Origin of the sequence: Methylophilus sp. 3sh_L, from assembly GCF_046766015.1 — a bacterium.
Lineage (GTDB): Bacteria > Pseudomonadota > Gammaproteobacteria > Burkholderiales > Methylophilaceae > Methylophilus.
The window spans coordinates 296,385-321,667 of sequence record NZ_JBKOUF010000001.1 but is presented as its reverse complement, the minus strand read 5'-3'; the positions used below and the strand labels follow the sequence as shown (position 1 = coordinate 321,667).

Genomic DNA, 25,283 nt, shown 5'->3' with positions numbered 1-25,283 from the left:
ATGACTTCACTGCTGTCCCGCATTCAATCGCCCACAGATTTACGCACCCTAGAACGCAGCCAATTAAAAGTACTAGCTGCCGAACTACGCGCCTTTCTGATTCATAGTGTGTCGCAAACGGGCGGACATTTGGCCTCCAACCTGGGCGTGGTCGAGCTGACCATTGCGCTGCATTACATTTACAACACACCAGATGACCGATTGGTGTGGGACGTGGGCCATCAAACCTATCCGCATAAAATCCTGACGGGCCGACGCGAAGCCATGGCGAATCTGCGCAAGGCTGGTGGCATTGCCGGTTTTCCCAAGCGCGACGAGAGCGAGTACGACACTTTTGGCACGGGCCATTCCAGCACCTCTATTTCAGCGGCGCTAGGCATGGCGGTGGCTGCCAAAGCACACGGTCTGGATCGCCGTAGCGTTGCCATTATCGGGGACGGTGCCATGACCGCAGGCATGGCGTTTGAGGCGCTCAACAATGCCGGCGACATGGATACCAATATCCTGGTGATCCTGAATGACAACGACATGAGCATTTCCAACAATGTCGGCGCCCTTAACAATTACCTGGCCCGCCTGATGTCGGGCAAATTGTATGACAGCGTACGACGTAGCGGTAAAAAAGTGCTGGATATCATGCCGCCCGTCAAAGAGTTCGCCAAACGCGCGGAAGAACATGCCAAAGGCATGGTCACGCCCGGTACCCTGTTTGAAGAATTTGGGTTTAACTATATCGGCCCGATTGATGGCCACGACATAGACACGCTGGTGGATACGCTGGGCAATATCCGCCAATTGCAAGGGCCGCAGTTTTTGCATGTGGTGACACAAAAAGGCAAAGGCTACAGCCCGGCCGAAGATAACCCGAACAAATACCACGGCGTGAGCAAGTTTGACCCGGAAAATGGGCACAGTCCGACGCCTAGCGACCGTCCGACCTATACACAAGTGTTTGGTGATTGGCTGGTGGACATGGCCGCAGCAGATGACAAACTGATCGGCATCACACCGGCCATGTGCGATGGCTCCGGCCTCAACCGCTTTGCAGAGACTTATCCATCACGTTATTTTGATGTCGGCATTGCGGAGCAACACGCATTGACCTTTGCTGCTGGCATGGCGTGCGATGGCCTCAAGCCGGTGGTGGCCATTTATTCGACTTTTTTACAGCGTGCTTACGACCAGTTAATTCACGATATTGCGCTGCAAAAACTGGATGTGTTGCTAGCGATTGACCGCGCTGGCTTGGTCGGCGCCGATGGCCCCACCCATGCTGGAAGCTTTGATTTAAGCTTTTTACGCTGCATTCCCGATATCGTCATTATGGCGCCGAGCGATGAAAATGAATGTCGGCAGATGCTTTCTACCGGCTACCATTACCCTGGCACTGCGGCTGTTCGCTATCCACGTGGCAGCGGTATCGGCGCCCCTGTGTCACCAAATCTAGAAACCCTGGAAATCGGTAAAGCGCATCAAGTAAGACACGGTAAAAAAGTGGCAATCCTGGCCTTTGGCAGCATGCTGCAACCTGCTTTACAAGCAGCAGAAGCCGTGAATGCCAGCGTGGTCAATATGCGCTTTATCAAGCCACTCGATGAAGACATGGTTTTGCAGATCGCGAGCACGCATGATTACCTGGTGACGGTGGAAGAGAATACGGTGCTTGGTGGCGCTGGCGCCGCCGTGATGGAGTGCTTGCAGGCACATGGCGTGGTGAAAGCTATCCGTTGCCTGGGGCTGCCGGATCACTTTATTGATCATGGCAAACATGAAACTATGCTCGCGGAATGCGGTCTAGACGAAACTGGCATACGCTTGGCTATTGAGAAATTAATTTCCGAGTAGTAAACTCAACTATTAACTAACAGGCGGGCATCCCCGCTATGGAACCCTAATGAATCAACCCGTGATCCCCACAACGATTGAAGACGTACAAAATACGCCTGACGTGCGTCGTCTGGACATCAACAAAGTCGGCATCAAATCTATCCGTCACCCGGTGATTGTCAAAGACAAAACCGGCGGTGAACAACATACCGTAGCGATGTTTGATATGTTTGTGCACTTGCCGCACAATTTCAAAGGCACGCATATGTCTCGCTTTGTCGAGATCTTGAATATGAACGAGCGTGCCATCTCGATTGATTCATTTGAAACCATCTTGCGCCAGATGGTGGAGCGCCTAGAAGCCGAATCTGGCTATGTGGAAATGCGTTTCCCTTACTTTATCAACAAAGCGGCGCCTGTGTCTGGCGTGAAGAGCCTGCTTGATTATGAGGTCACTTTTATCGGTGAAATCAAAAACGGGCAATTCGAGATTACGGTCAAAGTAATGGTGCCGGTCACCAGCTTGTGTCCATGCAGCAAGAAAATTTCTGACTACGGCGCCCATAATCAGCGCTCACATGTGACTGTCACCGCATTATTGAACGAGTTTATGTGGCTCGAAGACTTGGTCACCTTGATTGAAGAACAAGCCTCTTGCCAGCTGTACGGCCTGCTCAAGCGCCCGGATGAAAAATTTGTGACCGAACGCGCTTATGACAATCCAAAATTTGTTGAGGATATGGTGCGTGACGTCGCAGCACAGCTCAATGATGAAAAACGCATCATCAAATACGTTGTGGAATCTGAAAATTTCGAGTCTATCCACAATCACTCTGCTTATGCGTTAATTGAGAGAGACAAGCGCATTCAATAAAGCGTCTTGGACAAAGTATTAGTGTAGCTAACATCGATTTCGATGCTAAGCAAAGCGGCCAGAACTAAAATTTTTATTCTATCCATAACCACAGATCAAACTCGCATCCAATTAAAAACGGCCTAACAGGCCGTTTTTTTATATCTGCTAAAACTGCATTCCACAGTGACTAATGACTAAACATGCCATTGCGTGCATAAGGTTGGTTCAGATGCAGACCCACCGCCACGATCACGGCCCCAAGGAGCGGAAACAGCGCTGCCAGCGTAAACGTCAATTGGCCGCCCAAATACTGCAAGGCAAAACCACCCAGCAAGCCGCCAAGCGCGCCCCCTACGCCATAGGCCACACTGTTATAAATGGCTTGCCCCCTGGCCTGGTGGCGCCCATTAAAATATTGCGTCACGACTTCTACCGAGGCGGCATGAAAACTGCCAAAGGTAAACGCATGCAGGGTTTGCGCCAGTAACAACAACCACAGTTGATCTGGCACCAGACCCATCATGGTAAAACGCACCACACCGATGAGCAGGCTCACCAGCAAAATGGTTTTGAGTTTAAAGCGTGCCATAATCCAGGGCATTTTCATGAAAATACCAATCTCACAAATGACCCCGAGTGACCACAACCAGCCGATCATGCCTTTGCTGTAGCCATGTTCGGCCAGATAAATCGAGTAAAAGTTATACATGAGGCCATGCGCAGTCACCATCATGGCACAACCAATCAGCAGCGACATCACCGCAGGCTGCTTGAGGATCTGCCACACCGAAAAATCATCATGCGCATGCGGCGGCACATGCGCCTCGGGTAACAGCCAGGTCAAGCCAAACAAGCTACATTGCACAACCAGAATAAACCAGAGCAGGCTACCAATACCAAACCAGTCTGTCAGGTAACCGAGTAAAACAGAGGCCACAATAAAGCCCCAGGAGCCCCACAACCGGATTTTGCTGTAATGGCCGTTGGTGCTGGCCAGATGCGCCAGCACTAGAGACTCTGAGAGCGGCAAGGTGGAACTGGTAAACAAACTCAAGGCCACCATGACGATAAACATAGTCTTGAAATCATGCGCCCAAAAGATGGCGACGAAACCCAGCAAGCCAAGAAAAGCGGTGACGCGTATCCAGCGTACTCGCTGCCGGGTATGGTCCGCCAGCCAACCCCACAGATTAGGCGCAACAATGCGACTTAACTGAAACAGCGACATCAAAATGCCGATATCAGCGGGACTGAAGGATTCAGCTGTCAGGTAAAGCCCCCAGTAGGGGACAAATGCACCGACAAAAAAATAGTAGATGAAATAAAAGCGCGACAGGTTAAAGTGTAAGGCGTGGCTCATGACAAATGTGCGCTTAATGGTCACCGCCCAGGCTCAAGCCTGGGGCGTAATAGATCACAGGCGAGGTGTGTTTGAATGCACGTCTGCATTCTGCCCACGGTGACGCAGGGCATGATCCATTAGCACCAGGGCCAACATCGCCTCCACGATAGGCGTAGCGCGAATGCCAACACAAGGGTCATGGCGACCGGTGGTTTGCATCATGATCGCTTCACCCGCCTGGTTAATTGAACGACGCGCTTGCGGGATGCTGGAAGTCGGCTTGAACGCCACATTGACGACAATGTCCTGACCACTGGAAATGCCACCCAAAATGCCGCCAGCATGGTTGGTGGCAAAGCCCTCAGGCGTCAACTCATCGCAATGCTCACTGCCGCGCTGGGCAATCGAATCAAACCCGGCACCGATTTCCACGCCTTTAACGGCATTAATGCCCATCATCGCATGGGCAATGTCTGCATCCAGGCGGTCAAAAATCGGTTCGCCCAGGCCAACGGGCACACGCTCAGCCACCACCGTAATCTGTGCGCCCACAGAATCGCGCTCACTGCGGATCTGGTCCATATAGGCTTCGAGTTGTGGCAGCATCTCGACATTGGGGGCAAAGAAAGCGTTGCCTTCATGCGCCAGCGCCTCCCAACTCACAAACGGCACCTTGATTTCACCCAGCTGGCTTAAATAGCCCCGAATCTGCACGCCGTACTGTTGCTTGAGCCACTTTTTGGCAATGGCGCCTGCTGCGACGCGCACCGCCGTCTCACGCGCACTGGAACGGCCACCGCCACGGTAATCCCGGATACCGTATTTCTGTGCATAGGTATAGTCCGCATGGCCGGGACGGAAAGTATCCATGATTTTGCTGTAATCCTGCGAACGCTGATCGGTATTGCGAATCAGCAAGCCAATCGGTGTGCCAGTGGTTTTGCCTTCAAACACACCAGACAAGATCTCCACCTCATCGGCTTCTGCCCGTTGCGTCACATGGCGCGATGTCCCGGGCTTGCGGCGGTCGAGATCCACTTGCAGGTCGGCAGCGCTCAACTCCAGCCCTGGCGGGCAGCCATCCACAATCCCGCCGATCGCCGGACCATGCGATTCGCCAAACGAGGTCAGGGTAAACAAGGTGCCGATGGTATTGCCAGACATGTGAACTCTCACTGAATAATTTTGTATATTTTATCATAGACTGCCTGCAGCCCCGCCCACGGGTTGATTTCCAGGCTTTGAACGCTTATGCTGAAACGACGTATTGATCTGGGACCCTCATGGCTAAACGCAAGCACCCGCACCGTAAACATCGCCTGCTAGGCAAACCGCAAACCGGCATCGACGACTCAGCAGAAACAGCCGCCAACGCCGCCGCGTGCATTCATAAAATTTGCTACAACGCGCAAGAGATCGTCTCCCAGCAACTGACCATGCACGACATTGTCGACTGGCAAGCCCCTGCCGGGCATGTCGCATGGATTAACGTGCACGGCGTGCTGGATATCCCCTTGTTACAAGCCGTTGCCCGCCGCTTCAAACTGCACCCGCTGGTACTGGACGATATTTTAAACACCGAACAGCGTCCCAAATTGGATACCTATCCCGATTACCTGTTTCTGGAAACCCGCCTGTTTTACTATGACGCCGAAAACATGAGTGTGAGCTCTGAACAAATTAGCATGGCTTTGGGACGTGAGTGGCTGCTGACTTTTCAGGAGAGGCCATCGGGCAGTTTTGAGCCGGTGCGCGAGCGTTTACGCCAGGGTCAGGCCCTGCTGCGCCAAAGCGGCCCTGATTATTTGTGCTATACGCTGCTCGACAGCTTGATGGAGCGTTACTTTCAGGTGCTGGAAGCCATCAATGAAGATGCTGAACAACTCGAAGGTCATTTGCTTAACCAACCCACGCCAGAAGACCTGCAGAATATCCACCGCCTCAAACATGTCACCATCCAACTCCGGCGCGCAGTCTGGCCGCTGCGTGAAGTGCTCAATAGCCTGATCCGCAATGAACACGGATTCTTTAGTCCGCAAACCGTGCCTTATTTGCGCGACCTCTATGATCACACCGTTCATTTTACCGAGTCACTCGAAGCCATCCGTGACACCTTGAGCGGACTCATGGATATTTACATGACCAGCCTGAGTCAGCGCGTCAATCTGGAGGTACGGGCATTAACGGTGGTTGCCATGCTGTTTATGCCAGCCACCTTGATTGCCGGCATTTTTGGCATGAACTTCAATGAAATGCCCTGGCTGAAGGAGCCAGACGGCTTTTGGTGGTCGATATGGATGATGCTGGGGATTGCCGTGGCCATGCTGCTGGTGTTCTGGCGGCGGCAATGGCTTAGCAGCCGCCGTGAATCTTAAGGCACTCAGGCAAGCGCCGCCGCAGGTTGCCGTGTTAAATACCTCACCACATCCTGCAACTCGAAATAAAGCGCCAGATAATCATGGGCGGCAGCACTCTGTGCATCATATTCAAACACATGCTGGCCCATACGCAGACTCTCACTCAAGGCTGCATGCTCCCCAATTTTAGTCATCAGCAGCTCTTGTCCAAACAGGCGACGCATTTCCTGATCCACTTCAGTGGTCATACTCTTGCGCGAGTCGGCGCGTGTCAGCAGGTAGCGGCGCGCTATTTTGCGCTTGAGCACGGGTTGTAAAGCGTTTAGCGCCTTATCCATCCTGACCGCCGAATGAATCGATAAATAATCTGTAGTCACGGGGACCACAACCATGTCACTGGCAAACACGGCGCTCAAGGCAATCACCCCCATATACGGGCAACAATCCATCACCACAGTCAAGGCGGACTGCTGTTGGGCCAACGTGGCCAAGCCTGCATTCAGCTTACCCAAGGTCGCAGGGCCACGGCCAAATTGTGAATCGAGTTTGCTCAATGCAGGGTTAGCCGCAACCAGTTGCAATCCGTTGCGTAGCGGTTGAATCAAGTTGGCAACCGGGGTAGCGTTTTGATAAAGATCAAGCAGACTGGACTGTGTATTCAAGCCTGTATGTTTATAGATCTCAGTCAGTTTTGCTTGCGGATCCATATCCAGCAGCAAGGTTGGGCGCTGCTTACGCTGAAAAGCAGCGGCCAAATTCAGTGCAGTTGTCGTCGCCCCTACTCCGGCTTTCTGATTAAGAATGGCAATTTTCAACATGAGGGTGTGAATGCAAGGTCAACTTTGAGCAAATCATTTCAGATAATGATGCATATCATCATAAACGATGTTGAGCATAGAGACCACCCCACACCGCCTGCACTGGCAAGAAAGCTGGGGCACACAGGCAAACTGTAGATAAAAAGAAACCCGCAAAAGCGGGTTAAAAGGGGGTTTGGATCAGGAGGAAATCAATGCTAGTCGTTGAAAATCAACTAAACCTAGCCATCAAACAAAACATTTTGTGTTTCGTTTAAAGATGTGTTCAGTATAGGGAGGAGTTATTGCAGTATTTTGACCAAGCTGTAACTGAATTGTAAAAGCTAAAATTCAATTGTTATTAAATTGTAACTTTAATAAAAACAACAACTTGCAAGAATCGTTTGAAAACTGTTTCAAATAAACAGGCCAAAGGAATAGCAGCCAAAAGAGTAGCCGCCTGTCGCCGTTAGTCTAACAGATTGCGCTCTATCAGACTAACGGCTTTAATGACACCAGGGATTAGCTAGTTCAGGTTAGCTGAAAAAGTCGCGCGCTTTATCTACCCAGCTTTTGTTTTTTGGGCTGTGTTTGCCCGCATCTGCCTGGGTACTGTTTTCAAACTCGCGCAACAGTTCTTTTTGCTTTTCCGTCAGCCTGACTGGCGTCTCAACCACCACATGGACCATGAGATCGCCATGCTCACTAGAGCGCAGAGGCTTGATGCCTTTGCCGCGCAGGCGGAACACACTGCCGGTTTGGGTTTCGGCTGGAATCTTCATCTTGGCAGCGCCATCCAACGTCGGCACCTCAATCTCACCACCCAACGCCGCGGTGCTAAAGCTGATCGGCATCTCGCAGTGCAGATTGGCACCATCCCGTTGGAAAATAGGGTGTTCCTTGAGGTGGACCACAACATAGAGGTCACCGGTAGGCCCACCATTCACGCCAGCTTCGCCTTCACCACTCAAACGGATACGGTCACCTTCATCGACCCCAGCCGGAATTTTGACATTCAGCGTCTTGTTCTGCTTTACACGGCCATTGCCATGACACGTTGGGCAAGGCTCTTTAACCATCTTGCCTGTGCCATGACATTTAGGGCAGGTTTGCTGTACAGAGAAAAAGCCCTGTTGCATCCGCACCTGGCCATGCCCGTTACAGGTCGTACAAGTGACTGGAGAAGTGCCTGGACGCGCACCAGAACCATGGCAGGTTTCGCACGTGGATTGTACCGGAATACGGATTTTGGTTTCGGTACCACGTGCAGCCTCTTCCAGCGAGATTTCGAGGTTATAACGCAGGTCTGCGCCGCGATAGACGTTTGATCGCTGATTGCGCCCGCCACCAAAAATATCGCCAAAAATATCGCCAAAGGCGTCACTGAATCCACCGCCACCAAAGCCGCCAAAGCCCGCACCTCCCCCCATGCTGGGGTCCACACCGGCGTGACCATATTGGTCGTACGCCGCACGTTTCTGCTCGTCGCTGAGTACTTCGTAGGCCTCTTTGGCCTCCTTAAAGCTTTCTTCGGCTTTAGGGTTATCCGGGTTACGGTCCGGGTGAAACTTCATCGCCAGCTTTTTAAAGGCCTTTTTAATTTCCTCGTCGCTGGCGTCACGGTTCACACCGAGCACTTCATAATAATCTTTTTTTGCAGCTGCCATTGCTTGCCTTTTTTTGTCCAGTTAACAGCATCTAGAAATGCGAAAGTCGTTAGCCTGCAAGAGGACTAACGACTGTTCGCCTGTCATGCCGAATTAGTCCTTTTTCACTTCTTCGAACTCAGCATCGACCACATCGCCTTCCACGGTTTTTTCACCTTGGGGCTGTGCGCTTTCGGTATTAGCTTGAGCCTGTTGCTCAGCGTATACCTTCTCGCCCAGTTTTTGCGAAGCTTCCATCAATGCATTGGTTTTGGCTTCAATGTCGGCTTTGTCATCGCCTTTAGCCACGTCTTCCAGCGCTTTAATGGCGTCTTCGATCTTGGCTTTTTCATCCGCTTCCATCTTGTCGCCATGCTCACCCAGTGATTTTTTCACACTGTGCAAGACGCTGTCCGCCTGGTTACGGGCGTCGACCAGTTCACGCAGTTTTTTGTCTTCGTCAGCATATTTAGCCGCATCTTCTTCCATGCGTTGAATTTCTTCTTCAGACAAACCAGAGTTCGCCTTGATGGTGATTTTGTTTTCTTTGCCAGTGGCTTTGTCTTTGGCAGACACATGCAAAATACCGTTGGCATCGATATCAAAAGTCACTTCAATCTGCGGCATGCCACGTGGTGCTGGTGGAATGTCACTCAGGTTAAACTGACCCAGGCTCTTGTTGCCCGAAGCCATTTCGCGCTCACCTTGCAAGACATGAATCGTCACCGCATTCTGGTTGTCTTCAGCGGTCGAGAACACTTGTGATGCCTTAGTCGGGATCGTGGTGTTTTTCTTGATCAGCTTGGTCATCACGCTACCCAGGGTTTCAATGCCCAGGGACAATGGCGTCACGTCCAGCAGCAACACGTCTTTCACGTCGCCTTTCAATACGCCACCTTGAATCGCAGCACCGACGGCCACGGCTTCATCCGGGTTCACGTCTTTACGCGGCTCTTTGCCAAAAATCTCTTTTACTTTCTCTTGCACTTTAGGCATACGGCTCTGGCCGCCCACCAAAATGACGTCAGAGATGTCAGAAGGAGACACGCCTGCATCTTTCAATGCGGTTTTGCACGGCGCCATAGTACGCTCAATCAAGTCTTCAACCAGTGACTCAAGTTTGGCACGGGTGATTTTCACCACCAGGTGCTTAGGACCCGTCGCGTCTGCCGTGATGTATGGCAGGTTTACTTCAGTCTGCTGTGCACCAGACAATTCGATCTTGGCTTTTTCAGCCGCCTCTTTCAAACGCTGTTTGGCCAGCAAGTCATTGCGCAGGTCCAAGCCGTTTTCTTTCTTGAACTCGTCCGCCAGGAAGTCGATGATGCGGTTATCGAAGTCTTCACCACCGAGGAAAGTGTCACCGTTGGTAGACAACACTTCAAACTGGTGTTCGCCATCAATCTCTGTAATTTCGATAATGGAAATATCGAACGTACCACCACCCAGGTCATACACCGCGATCTTGCGGTCGCCTTCCTGCTTATCCAAACCAAATGCCAGTGCCGCTGCAGTCGGTTCGTTAATGATACGTTTTACTTCCAGACCAGCGATACGGCCTGCATCTTTGGTCGCCTGACGCTGGCTATCGTTAAAGTAAGCGGGCACGGTAATCACAGCCTCGGTCACTTCTTCGCCCAGGTAGTCTTCAGCGGTTTTCTTCATCTTACGCAGCACTTCTGCGGAGATTTGTGGTGGCGCCTGTTTTTTGCCACGCACTTCTACCCATGCGTCACCGTTGTCTGCTTTAGCAATGGTGTAAGGCATGAGGTCAATGTCTTTTTGCACTTCTTTTTCGTCAAAGCGACGGCCAATCAAACGCTTTACCGCAAACAAAGTGTTTTTCGGGTTAGTCACCGCTTGGCGTTTAGCAGGTGCACCGACCAGAATCTCGCCATCTTCCTGATAAGCGATGATAGAAGGGGTGGTACGCGCACCCTCTGCGTTTTCAATCACACGGGGTTTACCGCCTTCCATCACTGCTACGCAGGAGTTGGTGGTCCCCAAGTCAATCCCGATAATCTTTGCCATAATCGTTATCCTTATCCTTTAAATTTGGTTAATCTCAATCTCTGATGCACTGAACATTGGGACATCTATACAGATTTCAAGTCCCTGTTCTTAATATGGGTTATTTTGCTTGTATCACGGTGACCAGCGCCGGACGCAAAACACGCTCATTCAGGCTGTAGCCTTTTTGCAAGACGCTTAATACCGTGTTGGGCTCGCCCTCTGCTGGCACCATGCTGATCGCCTGATGCTTGTTCGGGTCAAACTTCTCCCCTACCGGATTGATTTCAGCAATATTGAATTTTTCAAACACGCTCAATAATTGTTTTGCAGTCAGTTCTACGCCGTTTTTATAGCTATCCACATCGGCATTCTCTACCGCCAGCGCAGCATCCAGGCTATCCTTCACGGCCAGCAACTCACCACTGAACTTCTCAAGTGCAAACTTGCGTGCTTTATCAATATCATCCGCGGCACGGCGGCGAATATTCTCGCCTTCAGCTTTGACATACAGCACTTGTGCCTTGGCTTCTTCCAGGGCAGCTTCCAGCTCGGCAATCCGGGCATCCTGATTGACGCTTGCCGCTTCCTGCGCTGGCGCTGCTTGTTCTATTGCCTCTTGTGCAGGCTTTTCTGAGGGTGTATTTGGTTCTTGCATGGGGCTCCCCTTTAATTCAATACTGTTGATTCAATACAGTGGTTTGAGAGGTTTCAAAGAAACACTTTTTATCTCAACATTTTTCCAATGTTGGGCATGCCCCTACTGATTTCAAGGGTAAACCGTCAAATTAGGTGAGATTTTTTCTAGGAAGGCAAGGTGGTTGTCGACACGATGGCTGACAATTGTGCAATCACGGCTGCAACAGCAGGCACTTGTCCTTTACCGCCTAAATTCACCGCAGGCACCAGACGCCCGCCGGCTACGCCAGTAAAAGCAGGCTCGGTATCGGTGTAAATGGCGACAACCGGGACATCCAGGGCAGCTGCCAGGTGGGAAAGTCCGGTATCAACCCCTACTGCAAAACGCACCTGCGGCATGAGTGCCGCCAACTGTTGCAGGCTTAGCTTAGGCAAGACCTTGGCCTGAGGGACTTGCTTGGCGATTTCTTCTGCACGTGCGCGCTCTGGCTCGCTGGCCCAGGGCAACCACATGACCACCCCTTGTGCCGCATAATGCTGGCCCAAAGCCACCCATGAAGCTTCCGGCCATAATTTACTGTCCCGGCTGGTCGCATGTAATGCTAAAAATGCGGCATGCGCCTTAAGGTCAGCGGTTGATAAACCATATGCCGGCGCCTCGTTCGGCACCGGATAACCGAGCGCCATGGCTGCCAGCGTCCGCATGCGGATGACGGCATGCTGCCGGTAAGGAATCGCATAAGTGTGCTGATAAAAACGGCTGGCCAGCGGCTCACGGATGGAATGTTGATCATAGCCATGGCGCGGCCCTGTTGCCCAAGTGGCCATGACCGCACTTTTGAGCAAGCCCTGTAAATCCAGCACAGCATCATACGGCTGGGCGCCGACGGCATGCTTGACGGCAGCAATTTCCCGCCAGGTCTGCGCGCGCCACCACTGTTTGCGCCAGCGCCGTACCGCGACGGTGAACACCTGTTTTACTTGCGGATGCAATCGTGGAATGTCGGCAAAACTCTCTTCAACCAGCCAGTCAATCTGCGCGTCGGGAGAGTGCTGCAAGAGATCTTGCACCACCGGCAAAGCGTGGATGACATCTCCCATAGAGGTGGTTTTGACGATCAAGATGCGTTTCATGGCCGCTATTTTCGCATACAATGCCAGCGCATGAAGTTTGCGTTTCTCATATTCAAATACTTTCCCTATGGCGGGGTGCAGCGCGACATGCTGCGCATTGCCCGCGATTGTGTGGCGTTGGGGCATGAGGTCACCATTTTTACCGGCGAATGGCGGGGTGAACGCCCAGCAGGCATACACATCCGCCTGCTCAAGGCCAGTGGCTGGCTCAATCATCACCGGCACACGTCCTTGATCAACCAGATGCAGCAAGCGATTGTGCAAGGCCAATTTGACCGCATTGTCGGCTTTAACCGCATGCCAGGGCTGGATGTCTATTTTGCCGCCGACCCTTGCTATGCAGAACGCATGTCACGCGAACCCTGGTATAAAAAACTGTCTGGCCGCTACCGCTTTTTTTCTGCCATGGAACAAGCCGTGTTTGGCCCCGAGGCAGGCACACAGATTTTGCTGCTCAACCAGCACGACCAAGCAGTGTTCCAGCGTTGGTATGGCACCGATCAGTCACGTTTTCACCTGCTCCCGCCAAATATTCCGCTGCACAGGTTTGCAGATTTAGCAGATCAAGATTACCGCGCTTATGTGCGTAAAACCTTTGACTTACCAGCAGACGCCGTGGTGTTACTCACCGTCGGCTCGGCTTTTCTGCGTAAAGGGGTAGACCGTGCGATAGACGCCTTGAGCAGTCTGCCAGACACACTCAAGCAGCGTTGCTGGCTACTTGCCGTGGGAGAATTTGAGTCTAGCAGCAATATGCGGGCCTATGCCGCCGAGCGTGGCGTGGCCGGACGCTGCATTGAGGCCGGCGGTCGCCCGGATATTCCAGCGCTGATGCTGGGCTGTGATTTACTCATCCACGCTGCGCGCTCAGAACTGGCGGGCATTGTCATTATTGAAGCCATGACGGCAGGCTTGCCGCAACTGGTGAGTGGCGTGTGCGGCTATGCGGGCTATGTTGCCGCCGCTCACGCGGGGGAAGTCCTGCCTGAACCGTTTGAGCAAGCGGTGATGAACCGCACTTTGCAGACAATGCTCACCAGCTTGCCGCAACAACGCTGGGGCCAACAGGCGCTCGCTTTCGTCACCCAACTGGCCGCCAAACAGGTCCATGCGCCTGAAGCGCGCATCATTGAGGCCGCTTCCAGCAGGCCACTTTAAGTGATGAGGCTGTTAATCTACTTGTTAATCTGTTAAGGTGCCGCGGGCCGTCCAGGCGTAAATGGCATATGCCGTAGCTGGTCTGCCGCTGCCTTGCTGGCTTCACTGCGCTTTAAGGCATAAGCTTTGGCCTGCTCAAGCAAGGCTGCAGAAGGCAGCTTGGGATCTTCTGACAAGCGGGACAGCTTTTCAAAACTTTCTTCGTAGGGCGTGGCCACTTGTGCATCAATCTGCGCTGCCATCTCATCAAAACTGACGCTGCCCTCGCGGCCTTCAAGCATGATCTGCCGCCATTGTTGCTGCGCACGCTGATCAATCTGGTTAAGTTTTTGTAACTGTTTTTGTATTGCCACCTCTTGCCGCCAGCGGTATTTTGGCGCCGGTAAATGGGTGAGCAAGCCCAGCAGAACCAGTGCCCAGGCCAGGCCAGCCAAGGCTTGCGTGATTGTTGTCGCAGGCGCGCCGCGCAAAAAAGCAGGCAGCATGAGCAACCCCATGATCCCCCCCGTGATAAAACCGCCGATATGGGCAGAATTATCGATGCCAGGGATCACATAGCCCATGAGGATGGTCAAGGCCGAGAAGAGCATCGCCCCCCAAAACAACCAGCGGAATTCCACTTGCTGCATCTGATGTCTGGCAAACCAGAGATAAACCAACAAGGCGCCATAGATGCCAAAAATGGCCCCTGAGGCGCCGCCGGATACCGCCTGGTTGCCTTGAACCACCAGTGACAACACATTCCCTGCCAGGCCGCTGACCAGATAAATCCCCAGGAAACGGACTGAGCCGAACATGCGCTCGACCAGCTTGCCGCCATCCCATAACGCCAGCATATTCATGCCCAGATGCACGGCACCAAAGTGCAAAAACATGGCGCTGCCCAGCCGCCACCACTGGCCGTCGGCCGTGGCCGGGGCAAAATTAGCGCCCCAGGTCAGCTGTACAGTATTTGGTGAGTGCCAAAAACCGGCGCCGCCAAATAACATGAGTACAAACACCAGCACATTGAGCGCAATCAGGCCCCGGGTGACCGGCGGCACGGGTGCGCGCAATTCAATGCGTGGCGTCGGTGAAGCGTGCATCTAACTGAAGGACTCCTGAAAAGGCACCTTTAACAACGGCGGCTGTTGCAAGCGGTCAATTAAGGTTTGCAGGTTTTCTTCTGGCATAGACATGTGTGGGTCAATCCTGTTCGCGACCCAGCCGCAACAATCAATCTGACGCGCTTTGAGCACCTGTGCCGTCAACAGGGCATGATTGATACAACCCAGGCGCATGCCGACCACCATCAGCGCAGGTAACTGCAACGCCTGAATCAAATCGGCGATGCTGTGCGTCCGGTTCAATGGCACCAACAAGCCGCCAGCCCCTTCGACAATGACCACATCAGCCATGGAAGTTAATTGCGTATACGCAGTATGAATCACCTCCAGCTGAATCTCGACCCCAGCCTGCGCGGCGGCGATATGCGGCGCAATGGCCGGGTTAAAGCAGTAGGGATTAATCAACTCAGGTGGCGCCGTCACGTTAGAGGCCGCGGTCAGTAATCGCACATCTTCATTTTGCCAGCGGCCTTCCAGCCACTCACACCCGGAAGCCACCGGCTTCATACCAATCACCGTCTTCCCTTGTGCAATCAACTGCTGCATCAAACGGACGGTGACAGTGGTTTTACCGACGCCAGTATCTGTCCCGGTCACAAAAAAATGCGAAGGAAGCGGCTGCATCATGCCTCCTGTGTTGCCGTTTTGCGCGCCATGAATTGCACCGGGCTAGTCCCGGGCGGCGTGTAAGGCTGGCTACCGGTCCAGGCATGCACAAAGACGACCTCATAAGTGGCGGGTAATTTACCCTGATGGCGGAAGGCCTCGTAGCCTTGACGCAATTGCTGTAAAAAGCCCTTGCCACTCAAGCCTTTGGCACGCCCCGCGGTTGCATTATGGGCACCTATGGCTTTGAGGTCGCGCATCACGGATTCAACCGTATCGTAGGTCAGGGTGTAATGCATGACATCCAGCACAGGGGCGCTGAACCCGGCGCGTGTGAGTGCATCGCCGATATCATGCATGTCGATAAAACGGCTGACATGGGTATGTCCATTGCCAGACGCTGCGCGCAGTTCCTTCAGGGTATCCGGCCCCAAGGTGGCAAACATCAGTAATCCGTTGGGTTTAAGCACACGCCTGAACTCTTGCAACACGGTGTCCATGTCATTACACCACTGCACGGCCAGGCTGGACCACACCATATCAACACTGGCCGTCGCCAACGGCATGGCCTCAATATCGGCACACACTAATTGTGGTTGGGCCTGCCAAAAACGATACCAGGGAAACAGGGTTTTCGTGCGCGCGAGCATGCCCTCGGCAATGTCCAGCGCAACCCCTTTGGCCTGTTTAAAATGGTTGAGCAAGGCATGCAAGCCATGGCCGGTGCCGCACCCTGCATCCAGGATCACCGCGGGTGCCAGTTTGACCACCTCTAACCTGCTCAGCATTTCCTCACGGACCTGGCGCTGCAAAATAGCTGCAGCATCATACTGTTTGGCCGCACGGTGAAACGACTGGCGCATGCGCGTCTTGTCGATCTGGTAAACATCCTGCATTAATGCTCCACGGCACGCGTCGCGGGCGCATCTGCCATAAAGGCTTCCACCGCTTCGCAAAATGCTTCCGCATGCGAGAGAAAGGGCGCATGTGCGGCGCCAGCGATCACGCGCAAGTGCGCGCGCTGCAAATGCATGGCCAGCCAGTGTGCTGCCGAGACGGGCGCCATCGTATCTCTATCCCCATGGATAATTAGGGCAGGCTGAAACAAGCGCTCAACCTCTTCGCGTAAATCGGTCTGCAACAGAATATCCAACGCCTGATTCAGGCTGTCTTGGGTAGGCATGGGTTTGGCACCAAACGCAATGCGCAATTGGCGCACCGTGCTACGTGCATCTTTGGCATGCATGCATTGCAGGGTCAAGAAATTAAGCAAGGTGGCATTAAAGTCTTGTGCAAACCGCTCGTTGAATTGCTCAAAATGGCGGGCCGCAATGCCATGCGGCCAGTCTGGCTTGCTCACAAAACAGGGGTTAGTCCCTACCAGAATCAGTTTTTCTACCCGGTCCGGCTGATTGAGGGCAATTTGTTGGGCTACCAAGCCACCCAGAGACCAGCCTAAAATGGTAGAGACGCCAGGAATTTCCTCAGCCACGGCTTCAGCCAGGCTGTGCAAATGATAAGGATAGACCGGACGGCTCTGGCCCATGCCTGGCAAATCCACCAGAAACAGACGGAAATTGGCAGACAGGCGCTTGGTCACGCGCTCCCACACCGCACTGTTCATGCCCCAACCATGGAGCAATACCAGCGGTTTGCCTTGTCCCATGATTTCGATAAAACAACTCATGCGGCCGCTCCGACGGGTAATGCACGCTCAGCTTCTTGCAAGGCCTGGATCAATGCCCGTACATCCGATGCGCGGTGAGCAGCAGACAGCGAAATCCGCAGGCGCGATGTATTCACCGGCACGGTCGGTGGCCGGATCGCAGGCACCAGGATGCCACGTGCCTGCAAAAACTGGCTCAGTGCCAGCGCCTCGTGGGTATCCCCAACCACCAGCGGCTGGATGGCGGTTTCAGAAGGGAGCAACTGCCAGCGGGTGAGTGAGAGCTCACTTTTGAGCAGCGCGATCATGTCAAATAATTGTTTTCTGCGCGCATCCCCGTGCTCAATCTCATACACTGAGGCCAGCAAGGCGGCTGACAACGGCGGCGGTGCAGGCGTGGTGTAGATATAACTGTTGGCGTGCTGAATCAGGTACTCAATCACGATTTTTTCACCTGCAACAAAGGCACCGGCTACGCCTGCCGCTTTACCCAGCGTTCCCATCATGATCAATCGGGGGGATTGCAGACCCAGGTGCTTGAGCGAACCACGCCCTTGCGGGCCGAGCACGCCAAAGCCGTGGGCATCATCTACATACAGATAAGCATCATAGCGTTCGCAGAGCGCAAGATATTGGGCCAGCGGCGCGATATCGCCATCCATACTGAACACCGCATCCGCGGTGACCAGCTTGTGACGGGCCGTGCTGCTTTGTAATAGCTTCTCCAGGGCATCAACGTCATTGTGTGGAAAGCGATGATGCGTGGCACGTGACAAAAATGCGCCATCATTCAGGCAGGCATGGTTGAGCTTATCTGAAAACACCGCATCCTCACGCCCCATCAAGGCACTGACGACGCCAATATTGGCCATATAGCCGGTGGAAAACAGCAAAGCTGCCGGTTGGCCGACGAAAGCCGCCAGCGCTTGCTCCAGTTGATCGTGATACCGGTGATGGCCGGTAATCAGGTTGGAGGCGCCGCTGCCCACGCCAGCCTCGGCAACGGCCTGCTGCAAGGCGGCCACCAGCGCAGCATCATTGGCCAGGCCCAGGTAATCATTGCTGCAAAACGACAAAAACGGCTGGCCATTGGCGGTGATATGCTCGGCCTGGGGCGAATCCAGCAAGCGGCGTTGCCGCATCAGGCCCAGGGTTTGCCGCTTTTCCAGATCGGCGCGTAAGGACTCCAGCAAATCGCTCATTTAGATTTTCTTCAAGCCTAATTTGGCAAACAGGGCATTGTCGGACTCGACCTCAGGGTTGCCGGTCGTCAGTAATTTTTCACCATAGAAAATACTGTTGGCCCCGGCATGGAAGCACAAGGCCTGCACGGCTTCGCCCATGCTCTGGCGGCCTGCGGACAAGCGGACAAAGCTGGTAGGCATGGTGATACGGGCAATGGCAATGGTGCGCACAAACTCCAGCGGATCCAGTGGATCGGTGCCATGCAATGGCGTCCCTTCCACTTGGGTCAGCAAGTTAATCGGCACGCTTTCTGGTGGTTGCTCCATGTTGGCCAACTGCGCAATGAGGCCGGCCCGCTGAACACGGGTCTCACCCATACCGATGATGCCACCACTGCACACATTGATATTCATGCTGCGCACGCGGTCCAAGGTGTCCAGGCGGTCCTGATACGTCCGCGTGGTAATCACATCGCCATAAAATTCGGGCGCAGTATCCAGGTTGTGGTTGTAATAATCCAAGCCCGCCTCTTTCAGTTGTTCGGCCTGGCCGTCTTTAAGCATACCCAGAGTCGCACAAGTTTGCAGGCCCATGGCCTTGACTTCAGAGATCATTTTCAGCACGGGCTCAAGGTCGCGCTGTTTGGGGCCACGCCAGGCTGCGCCCATGCAGAACCGGCTGGCGCCACTTTCCTTGGCAGCCTTGGCTGCAGCCAGCACTTCGTCCAACTGCATCAAGGGCTCGTTCTCAACCTCGGTATGATAGCGCGCGGCTTGCGGGCAATAACCACAGTCCTCAGAACAGCCTCCAGTTTTAATCGAAAGCAAGGTGCTCACTTGCACCGCGTTAGGATCAAAGTGTTCACGATGCACCGTGTGTGCTCTATGCAGCAAATCATTGAATGGCAGCTCGAACAATGCCATGATGTCATCGACACGCCAGCGCTCGACAGTAGGATGACAAGAAGCCGGTTTCAAGCCATCCAGGTTAATCACAGAGGTTTGCATTTCATTGCTACAGCCAGCAGCAGAGGTGTGTTGTTCCATAAGTCCCACGCATTCAAAAGTATATGAATAATCCGGCCGAATTATATGTTGTTTAAAATCATACGTGAAAAATTTTTACAACAGATTAAATTTTAAGCAGACCAACCTGCAGCAGAGGCTCACTTCCTGGCTGGCGGCCAGCCTGCCCTGCCCGCTTTGCTACGGCCAAACAGGGCTGCTGACTAAACAAAGCAACCATCCCAGCGGCCTTTGTGCTGACTGTGAGGCCAGCCTGCCCTGGTACGACGCCGCCCGTTGCCCGCAATGCGCGTTGCCTAACCTCCACGGGGATCTTTGTGGTGTTTGCTTGCAACACGCGCCCGCCTTTGACCATACGTTGACGGTATTCCGCTATGCCTACCCGCTGGATCGGTTGTTACATCAATTTAAATATCACCAGCAGTTGGCCTGGGGCGCCTTATTGGCAGATGCCTGGCTATCCCGCATGCCGGCATTACCTGCGAGCCAGCCACCTGCCGTGCTAGTGGCGATGCCCATGCATCTCAACCGGATTAAACAACGCGGGTTTAACCATGCACTGGAGTTAGCGAAGCAGTTGCAAAGACAATGGCAACTCCCGTTAAAGATAGATGGCTGCGAACGCTTGATAGATACCCCAGCCCAAGCCGGGATGGATATGAAAACAAGAACCCGCAATTTACGCGGCGCATTTGCGACTCAGCACAGCTGGCAAGGCCAGCATGTGATGATTGTGGATGATGTGATGACGACAGGCGCCAGCATGCACGCACTGGCGAAGGTGTTTAAACAGGCCGGGGCCGCACAAGTCACGGCGCTCGTGCTGGCACGCACACTCAAGCAGGATTAGTCGGTACTGGCCTGCACATTGCCGCCCAACTGGCGGATACGTTGCGTGACAAATTCCAGCAGCCGCTCACTGAGTGGCAGGCTTTGCGCCTGTTGCAGTTGTTGCAAGGCCTGCGCATTCTGGCCAGCAGCTTGCAATGAAATGGCATACGCCACCATCCATTGCGCATAGCCTGGCCGCAGGGTAATCGCACGCTCAAAATGCGGTAATGCGGCTGTATGCTGCCCAGTCTGCTGGTAAGCCATCGCCAACATCCATTGCGACTCGGCATCTTGTACCAGCGCATTGGCTGCTGGCTTGAGTGTTTGTAATACAGCCTCAGCCTGACCATGCGCCAATTGCCATTTTGCCAACGACTTGGACAAACCAACTTGCGCCGGGAATTGCTTAATGCCCGATTGCAAAAGCGTCACAGCCTCAACATCTTGCCTGGACTCAAACAAATAAGCCGCTAACAGCTGACGCGCATCCTCTGACTGTGGGGTGGTCACCAATGCTTGCCTCAGCAGGAGCAAAGCCTCGTTCAACCGGCCTTTTTGCTCATGGTCAACCGCTCGCTGTATCAGCACATTGACCTCCTGTTCGGGCCGGACATGTTTATTCACCACGCCCTTGTCTGCAGATTTCTCATCCTCCGCTTTATTCTGCATCACACCCGCATGCAAAGCTGAGGCAGGCTCAATCGCGGCTACCGTGACCGCGGCATGGTCAGCCGCCTTCATACTAAACTCGCCCTCTACTTGCGGGGTCGCTGGATTTGCGGGAGTGACCACAGGGTTCATTTTATTCGCCATAGGCGGTACGGTGACTTTCGCACTCACCGGTTGGTCATGCCAGGCACTAAACAGTGATTTAGTCAGCTGCGGGGCAGCCCAAGCAGCATCCGCTCCGTCCTCGGTTGCCGTCGCAGCCGCAATAGATCCCGTATTGCTCGTCGTCTTCTTGCCCGTCAGTTCAGCGGGCTGTGTAGGTGACGTGGACCGAGTGGCTGTCGTCATCGCAGTCACATGCTGCGGATACAAGTAAGCCAGCAACATGGGGCCATTGAGCCAGAGCCAACTGGCCGCAGCGACCACCAGACCGCTGCCGACAACACGGTTTACCCAACGTTCAGAACTGACTGTCTGAGATGCCAGCACAGGTTTGACCTGGCCAGCCCAGCCGTCAGCGGTACTGCCCTGGCGGGCCTCAACATTTTGTAATACCTGATTAATCAAGCTCATATCAATCCTTCTGTCGCCGACTAGCGACCAAAACTCGCCATGGTGGCATGCCATGCCAGCCACCACTTAAAGCCATGCTCCAGCCAACGGTGCTGGGCTTTGACGCTAGCTTGCGTATCGAGAATCGCCGCCTTGACATCCTCGGTCGCCACGCCTTGCTGACCGCGCCCATAGGCAGATAACAACGCTTTATGGGCCAGGATATTCAACAAGCGGGGGATCCCATTGGCATAGCGGTAAAGTAAACGCAGGCTGGCCGGACTAAACACCATGCCGCCCTGATAACCAGCGACATGCATGCGGTGATTTAAATAAAACCCTAATTCTTCCCATTGCAGGCCCTTGAGGTGATACTCAAAGCCAATTCGCTGGCGCAGTTGACGGATAGAAGGGTGATTCAGGCGCTCTTCGAGCTCAGGCTGGCCAAAAATCACCACTTGCAACAGCTTGCGTTTTTCCGTTTCGAGGTTACTCAGCAAGCGCAACGCTTCCAACGTCTCTAGCGGCATCGCCTGCACTTCATCCAGGCACACCACCACATGCTTGCCCTCTTCGGCAAAAGTCAGCAGTTTGCGATTGAGGGCATCAATCATGTCATGGTGGGTAAATTCGGGCTTAAAAGCGACACCGAACTCGGTCGCCAGGGTCATCAATAAGGCGTGCGGGTCAAGATACGGGTTGGGCAAATAGGCAATCTGGCAGGCGGGTTCGAGGGCTTTAAGCAACCGTCGGCAGAGCAGCGTTTTGCCCGTGCCGACTTCGCCGGTGATTTTGACAAACCCCTCACCGGACTGGATCGCAATCAGTAGCGTATTCAGCGCCTCTTGCAAACTACGCGTCGCGTAATAAAAGCTCGTGTCCGGCGTGATCGAAAATGGAAATTCCCTTAAGCCAAAATGTTGCAGGTACATGCCCGCTCCTAAAATGCGCTGTCTGTCTTGAGTTTCTCTACCCGGTCCTGGCTATCCAGCATATCCTGCGCCCAGTTATCACCGCTGCGTACCACAGTGGATTTAAGCAGAATCACCAATTCGGTTTTGGTCGAGCTTTGATCTTTCTGGCGGAACAGGTTACCCAAAAACTTGACGTCGCCCAAACCAGGCACTTTTGTTCTGGTGTTATCCACAGACTCCGACATCAGACCGCCAATCGCAATCACGCTGCCATCGCGGGTGCGCACAATACTATCGGTTTCATTGATGTTGGAAGAGGCCGTCGGAATCGTGTACGTACCGCCGTTTGCACTGGATAAAGTCACAGTTCGGTTGACCTGGGTCACATCGCTGATAAACGGATGCACATGCAGAATAATGTTGTCATCCTTGTCAATTTGTGGGGTCACGTCCAATGAAATCCCGGAAAAATAAGGTTGTAACTGGATATCTGGCGTCACCACGGCCCCGCCCGTGGTAGTGGTCACATTGGTGCGCACATTGGTCACGTAGAACGCATCATTACCCACCTTCAGCACCGCTTTCTGGTTGTTAATCGTGGCAATCCGCGGACTGGACAGCACCTCTACATTGCCCTGGGTTTCAAGAAAATTCAGCAAGGCTGAAAAGTTTTTACCTTGGACCGCTAACGCAAACATCGAGCCGCCAATCGACACCGGGTCACTATTAGCTAGCGCACCTGGGCCGGTACTGGTCAGCGTGCCATTGGTCAGGGTGCCGGTTTCTCCAAGCGTGGTGTTACCGTTGACGTTACCAAAGGTGTAATCACGGCCGCGGATGTTTCTGACCGCTGCCCAGTTAATGCCTTGTTGTGAGTTTCTATTCAATTGCACCTTGATAATCTTGGCTTCAAGAATCACCTGGCGATCCACGGTGACCTGCATCAGGCTTAAGAATTTCTCCACCTGGCGGATCTCCTTGGGCATGGCTTTCACCATGATCAAACCAGACTGCGAGTTGATCACAACTTTGCGGCCATTTTCTTCCCCAATCAGGTTACTCAATGAACCTGCGATTTCATCCCAAAAATCATTATTGGTGCGCATACTCACATCTGAAGCATACACTTGCAGGTTGGATGCACCAGAGGTACCCGGCGCGCCTGTGCCGGTCGAACCGGTACCGACCCCCATGGCACCATTCATGGCCGCGGCTTGCCCCGCCACACCTGCCGCGCCACCAGCCCCTGAACCACTGGCGGTACCCGAAGTGACACGGGTCGCAGACGACCCCCTACGCGAGCCGGTAATGTAATTCACCTGAAAAACACGGGTTTGCAAGGTTTGTGGCTCAACAAAAATCTGCTTGCCGTTCATTTTGTATTCATAGCCATACAAGTCACGCAAGGCATTGAGCGCTTCAAACAATGTGACATCACGCAGGTTAATCGTAATGTCGCCCCTAAGCTCAGGGCTCAAAGCAATGCTATACGGACTGCCAGAGACAATGCCCATCAGCACCTGGCTGGCGGGCGCCTTGTTGACCACCAGGTCAAACCGCGGCTCTACCTTTTTAGCCAAAGCTTTGGGTGGCTCGATTTTGAGCGGTTCAAATAATTCGTCAGTCACTTCTTTAGGTGGCGGTGTGACTTGTGCTTGCGCCTTGGCCGCTGAGGTCGCCAATTCGTTTTGGATTTTTGGTTGAATTGATGGATTGGTAGGCGCAAACGGATTACTGGTACACCCAGCCAATCCGACCCCTATCATCATGACACCCAAGGTATTCGCAAAAGTTTTCATAGCAGTCTCTCTATTGATATTCACCTGGCAGCCTTTTGAGCTTGGCACAGGCGTTTTACTTTATTTTTTAATCGTTTTTGCCTGTTTGGTTTTTTTCACATGCGCAGGTGGCTGCGCCTGCACGACAAAACTGGTCAGCCCCAGACCCAAGGTCTTTTTTTCACCGTTTTTATTGATAAATACCGCTTGCTGGTGCTTGACTGAAATCAGCTTAAAGCCTTGATAGGTTTCCCCCAATTGCACCAATTGCGCATTCACCACGGCGAAACCACTCTTGCCGTTATCCTGAACCGCCGTCACTTGCCAGGCTTGCGCCGACTCAGCCTGTGCCTCTGGCAGATAAGGCATGACGGCAGCTGGTGGCTGTGTAGGGTCTATTATTTGTTCGGCGGCATAACTGCTCATTGCAAGCCCCGCCAACACCATCCATGTCATCAAGATGCGCATGCTATATCCCCAACCATGCATTCTCACCACTCAGGGTATACACTTGAAAAATCAATTCACTTTCAGGATAGCCGCCTTTAAGCTCGGCATTTTCCCACGCCAGCTGGCGGCCAATCGCTTTCAGTGATTTACTGTAGGCCATCAATGCGAAATAATGTCCTTTTAAGTGGACTTTCACGGCATGCTGGTAGACATGCGGCATGTTTTTCCAAGCTTCCTCCGAGGTCGCGGACGCCTCAGTGCCTGGCGCGGCCTGCGATTGCAATGCCTTTCTGCGCGTTTCAATAAAATCCACCACGGGCAAGGATTGCATTTCGATCACTTGCACATCGGTATGCTTTTGCAACAGTTTTTTCAGCATCTCCACCATGGCTTGCGGAGGGACCATAAAGGCAGAAACTTTAAGTAACTCATCTGCCTGACTCGCCATTTTTTGCCTAGTGTCATCAATCTCCTGCTGAAACGCCTGCGTCGCTGGCTGCGGCACTGCCTGGGCTGCGATCTTGGTCAGCTGCTCGGTCAGGGTCGTCGTATCGTTTTGTATCTTGAGAATTTCTTGCTGGGTACTAGCCAGTTGCACCCGCTGCGGCTCCAGCAAAAAGGTATCCATCAAGCCCACCACGGCAAACAAGCCGGTGCCAAACAGCATCCAGCGTTCACGCATGGAGAGCGCTTGCCATTTGTGACTGATAGCCTGTAGTTTTTCAGATCGCATGC

23 protein-coding genes are annotated in these 25,283 nt (G+C 53.3%); 5 read left to right on the top strand and 18 right to left on the bottom strand.

The genetic code is table 11. From position 1 onward, the window contains the following. Positions 1 to 1,845, top strand: a complete 1,845-nt coding sequence (gene dxs, locus ACIDF8_RS01610) for a 1-deoxy-D-xylulose-5-phosphate synthase (RefSeq protein ID WP_412008878.1) — start codon at positions 1 to 3, stop codon at positions 1,843 to 1,845. 49 nt (positions 1,846 to 1,894) lie between these two features. After that, complete coding sequence (gene folE2 / locus ACIDF8_RS01605) at positions 1,895 to 2,701, top strand: GTP cyclohydrolase FolE2 (RefSeq protein WP_412008877.1); 807 nt, start codon at positions 1,895 to 1,897, stop codon at positions 2,699 to 2,701. 169 nt (positions 2,702 to 2,870) lie between these two features. Here folE2 and ACIDF8_RS01600 read toward each other — a convergent pair whose 3' ends face one another. Together ACIDF8_RS01600 and aroC are read right to left on the bottom strand one after the other, a co-directional pair. Beyond that, positions 2,871 to 4,043, bottom strand: a complete 1,173-nt coding sequence (locus ACIDF8_RS01600) for an MFS transporter (RefSeq protein ID WP_412008876.1) — start codon at positions 4,041 to 4,043, stop codon at positions 2,871 to 2,873. A 54-nt stretch (positions 4,044 to 4,097) separates the two neighbouring features. Continuing rightward, positions 4,098 to 5,189, bottom strand: a complete 1,092-nt coding sequence (aroC, locus tag ACIDF8_RS01595) for a chorismate synthase (protein WP_412008875.1) — start codon at positions 5,187 to 5,189, stop codon at positions 4,098 to 4,100. A 119-nt stretch (positions 5,190 to 5,308) separates the two neighbouring features. Between aroC and corA the strand changes: the two genes are divergently transcribed. After that, positions 5,309 to 6,400, top strand: coding sequence for a magnesium/cobalt transporter CorA (gene corA, locus ACIDF8_RS01590; protein ID WP_412008874.1), 1,092 nt, complete (start codon positions 5,309 to 5,311; stop codon positions 6,398 to 6,400). 5 nt (positions 6,401 to 6,405) lie between these two features. Here the strand turns inward: corA and ACIDF8_RS01585 are convergent, their stop codons facing one another. The 5 genes from ACIDF8_RS01585 to waaC form a co-directional block, all read right to left on the bottom strand. After that, positions 6,406 to 7,200, bottom strand: coding sequence for a ParA family protein (locus tag ACIDF8_RS01585; RefSeq protein ID WP_412008873.1), 795 nt, complete (start codon positions 7,198 to 7,200; stop codon positions 6,406 to 6,408). A 515-nt stretch (positions 7,201 to 7,715) separates the two neighbouring features. After that, a complete protein-coding gene (dnaJ, locus tag ACIDF8_RS01580; protein ID WP_412008872.1) occupies positions 7,716 to 8,846 on the bottom strand; it encodes a molecular chaperone DnaJ in 1,131 nt (376 codons plus the stop codon). A 93-nt stretch (positions 8,847 to 8,939) separates the two neighbouring features. After that, entirely contained in the window at positions 8,940 to 10,856 is a 1,917-nt protein-coding gene (dnaK, locus tag ACIDF8_RS01575) for a molecular chaperone DnaK (RefSeq protein ID WP_412008871.1), read from the bottom strand. 100 nt (positions 10,857 to 10,956) lie between these two features. Then, the gene (grpE, locus tag ACIDF8_RS01570) at positions 10,957 to 11,493 is read right to left on the bottom strand and encodes a nucleotide exchange factor GrpE (protein WP_412008870.1); all 537 of its coding nucleotides are present in this window, start codon (positions 11,491 to 11,493) and stop codon (positions 10,957 to 10,959) included. A gap of 146 nt (positions 11,494 to 11,639) precedes the next feature. Further along, on the bottom strand, positions 11,640 to 12,608 hold the full coding sequence (waaC, locus tag ACIDF8_RS01565) for a lipopolysaccharide heptosyltransferase I (protein ID WP_412008869.1): 969 nt from the start codon (positions 12,606 to 12,608) through the stop codon (positions 11,640 to 11,642). Between the two features lie 30 nt (positions 12,609 to 12,638). Between waaC and ACIDF8_RS01560 the strand changes: the two genes are divergently transcribed. Continuing rightward, positions 12,639 to 13,766 (top strand): glycosyltransferase family 4 protein, encoded by a 1,128-nt coding sequence (locus ACIDF8_RS01560; protein ID WP_412008868.1) that lies wholly within the window; start codon positions 12,639 to 12,641, stop codon positions 13,764 to 13,766. A gap of 32 nt (positions 13,767 to 13,798) precedes the next feature. On the opposite strand, the gene ACIDF8_RS01555 is transcribed toward ACIDF8_RS01560, so the two are convergent. Genes ACIDF8_RS01555 through bioB form a run of 6 tightly spaced genes read right to left on the bottom strand, consistent with a single transcriptional unit; the run spans position 13,799 to position 19,375 of the window. Continuing rightward, positions 13,799 to 14,851, bottom strand: a complete 1,053-nt coding sequence (locus ACIDF8_RS01555; RefSeq protein ID WP_412008867.1) for a rhomboid family intramembrane serine protease — start codon at positions 14,849 to 14,851, stop codon at positions 13,799 to 13,801. Beyond that, positions 14,852 to 15,496, bottom strand: a complete 645-nt coding sequence (gene bioD, locus ACIDF8_RS01550; protein ID WP_412009631.1) for a dethiobiotin synthase — start codon at positions 15,494 to 15,496, stop codon at positions 14,852 to 14,854. It lies immediately after the preceding gene. Further along, entirely contained in the window at positions 15,496 to 16,374 is an 879-nt protein-coding gene (gene bioC, locus ACIDF8_RS01545; RefSeq protein ID WP_412008866.1) for a malonyl-ACP O-methyltransferase BioC, read from the bottom strand. The genes bioD and bioC overlap by 1 nt, the downstream gene beginning before the upstream one ends. Further along, positions 16,374 to 17,165, bottom strand: a complete 792-nt coding sequence (gene bioH, locus ACIDF8_RS01540; protein ID WP_412008865.1) for a pimeloyl-ACP methyl ester esterase BioH — start codon at positions 17,163 to 17,165, stop codon at positions 16,374 to 16,376. Before bioH ends, bioC begins: the two co-directional genes overlap by 1 nt. Continuing rightward, the gene (gene bioF, locus ACIDF8_RS01535; protein ID WP_412008864.1) at positions 17,162 to 18,346 is read right to left on the bottom strand and encodes an 8-amino-7-oxononanoate synthase; all 1,185 of its coding nucleotides are present in this window, start codon (positions 18,344 to 18,346) and stop codon (positions 17,162 to 17,164) included. The genes bioH and bioF overlap by 4 nt, the downstream gene beginning before the upstream one ends. Then, the gene (gene bioB / locus ACIDF8_RS01530; RefSeq protein ID WP_412008863.1) at positions 18,347 to 19,375 is read right to left on the bottom strand and encodes a biotin synthase BioB; all 1,029 of its coding nucleotides are present in this window, start codon (positions 19,373 to 19,375) and stop codon (positions 18,347 to 18,349) included. 307 nt (positions 19,376 to 19,682) lie between these two features. Between bioB and ACIDF8_RS01525 the strand changes: the two genes are divergently transcribed. Beyond that, on the top strand, positions 19,683 to 20,204 hold the full coding sequence (locus ACIDF8_RS01525; protein WP_412008862.1) for a ComF family protein: 522 nt from the start codon (positions 19,683 to 19,685) through the stop codon (positions 20,202 to 20,204). Here ACIDF8_RS01525 and ACIDF8_RS01520 read toward each other — a convergent pair. Genes ACIDF8_RS01520 through gspM form a run of 5 tightly spaced genes read right to left on the bottom strand, consistent with a single transcriptional unit; the run spans position 20,201 to position 25,281 of the window. After that, positions 20,201 to 21,427, bottom strand: coding sequence for a tetratricopeptide repeat protein (locus ACIDF8_RS01520; protein ID WP_412008861.1), 1,227 nt, complete (start codon positions 21,425 to 21,427; stop codon positions 20,201 to 20,203). The genes ACIDF8_RS01525 and ACIDF8_RS01520 overlap by 4 nt on opposite strands. 20 nt (positions 21,428 to 21,447) lie before the next feature. After that, positions 21,448 to 22,338 (bottom strand): ExeA family protein, encoded by an 891-nt coding sequence (locus ACIDF8_RS01515; RefSeq protein ID WP_412008860.1) that lies wholly within the window; start codon positions 22,336 to 22,338, stop codon positions 21,448 to 21,450. An 8-nt stretch (positions 22,339 to 22,346) separates the two neighbouring features. Beyond that, positions 22,347 to 24,119: a pilus (MSHA type) biogenesis protein MshL gene (gene mshL, locus ACIDF8_RS01510; protein WP_412008859.1), complete on the bottom strand. Its 1,773-nt coding sequence runs from the start codon at positions 24,117 to 24,119 to the stop codon at positions 22,347 to 22,349. Between the two features lie 60 nt (positions 24,120 to 24,179). Further along, positions 24,180 to 24,566, bottom strand: a complete 387-nt coding sequence (locus tag ACIDF8_RS01505; RefSeq protein WP_412008858.1) for a hypothetical protein — start codon at positions 24,564 to 24,566, stop codon at positions 24,180 to 24,182. A gap of 1 nt (position 24,567) precedes the next feature. Further along, positions 24,568 to 25,281: a type II secretion system protein GspM gene (gene gspM / locus ACIDF8_RS01500; RefSeq protein ID WP_412008857.1), complete on the bottom strand. Its 714-nt coding sequence runs from the start codon at positions 25,279 to 25,281 to the stop codon at positions 24,568 to 24,570. Between the last annotated feature and the right edge of the window lie 2 nt (positions 25,282 to 25,283).